The organism is Dactylosporangium sucinum (genome assembly GCF_014647515.1).
In the GTDB taxonomy this organism is placed as follows: Bacteria; Actinomycetota; Actinomycetes; order Mycobacteriales; family Micromonosporaceae; genus Dactylosporangium; species Dactylosporangium sucinum.
In genome coordinates this window covers 102,751-104,086 of record NZ_BMPI01000018.1, presented here as the reverse complement: position 1 = coordinate 104,086, position 1,336 = coordinate 102,751, and the positions used below count along the sequence as shown (strand labels likewise).

At 65.5% G+C, this 1,336-nt stretch carries 2 protein-coding genes; both read right to left on the bottom strand.

Translation table 11 applies throughout. The features are described 5' to 3' along the window. Window positions 1–136: 136 nt before the first annotated feature. Window positions 137–673: a DUF6036 family nucleotidyltransferase gene (locus tag IEZ31_RS20040; protein ID WP_190251427.1), complete on the bottom strand. Its 537-nt coding sequence runs from the start codon at window positions 671–673 to the stop codon at window positions 137–139. Next, a complete protein-coding gene (locus IEZ31_RS20035; protein ID WP_190251426.1) occupies window positions 670–1,062 on the bottom strand; it encodes a hypothetical protein in 393 nt (130 codons plus the stop codon). Before IEZ31_RS20035 ends, IEZ31_RS20040 begins: the two co-directional genes overlap by 4 nt. Window positions 1,063–1,336: the final 274 nt, after the last annotated feature.

Here is a 1,336-nt window from a genome sequence, read left to right as displayed (position 1 = left end):
AGGCGAAGCCTGCGCGAGGAATCCGGAACCACAAAGCGAAGCGCCCCCCGCGCTGAGCAGGGGGCGCCTGTGGTGGACGTAACGATGTCCTACTTGAACCCGAACGGCCAGACATACGGGCATTGGCGGTGCGGATTCACGAATCCTCCCCGTTGAAAATCTCCTCAAGGACCATCCGTGCCCGCGGTGGAACTTCTTCGTCGGGAAAGACATACGCGCAGAGGTCGAGCACCTCCGCCGCCGTACCAAGGCCAAGATGCCGCACCAGGACACGAATGTCATCCGCGTCGCGACGCCTTGCGGCCAGTACCTTCATCGCCAGTAAGTGCTCGGGGGAGGCAGCTGAGACCCGCAATCCCGGATGATCGAACACTCGGGAGGCGGCTGCGTCACCGCCCGGAGCGATGTAGACGCTCGCCTGCTCATTCAGCCACCACTGTGGCAAGCCGAGTTCCTCGGCCACCGACCGGGCTTCTTCCAGCACGACGCCATGTGGGTGGAAGACCGCGTCGATGTCGCGGGTCGCCCGCCGCGAGTCGTAGACCAGCGCCATGGCGGCTCCGCCGAATATGTAAAGATCCGCCACGACGCCACGCCGAACAAGCCGATCACCCAAACGTCGGAATGCATCCTCAATGGCGGCACGGTCGAGCAGCGAACCGTCGGCGTTCATGCAACTTCCAGTTCCTGCCGAGCGACGAACACGCCGCGGCGGCGGAAGGCGGCGGGTGCGTTGACCACAGCATCCACCCGAGCCGCAGGGCCGTCGAACGGAAACCAAAACCGGCGAAGCGACCTTGTCGCCGCCCAAGGTGGTCCATCACGACCATCCCGCGCAGCGACATGCTCGGCCAATGCTGCCAGGAACACATCCCAACGGCTGTCACCGGTCGACGCCGGCTCAGTGGTCAAGAGCCCGGGCCTCACGTCGACCGGTTCCCACCGGTACTCCTCCAGGAACTCGGCGACCAGCCGCCAACGCACCGTCTCCTCAGCGTCGGCTAGCAGCTCGCCCAGCCTGGCGATGGTCATCGGCTGGTACGCCTCACGACGAACACCCACCCCTAGAACGTTAGTCGATCCGCCCAGCACCGCAGGAAAAACAACCTCCGCACAGCATCCGCGCCGGACGGGAGCGACCGCTCCGCGTGGGCTGCTCACGGCCCAGTCGGCAGCAGCCGATCAGCCCAAACCATGAACTACACCGGGGAACGCCACACAGCGCTGGCATGACGGTCGCAGGCCAGCAGACGTCGACACAGCAGCACGACGAACAGCGGAACATACGCAGCCAGCGAACGACGCGGCGGTTTCGGGGGGGTGTGGGTGGGCGGAG

Coding starts and splice junctions, on each gene's coding strand:
- IEZ31_RS20040 (WP_190251427.1), bottom strand. CDS start 673: ATGAACGCCGACGGTTCGCTGCTCGACCGTGCCGCCATTGAGGATGCA.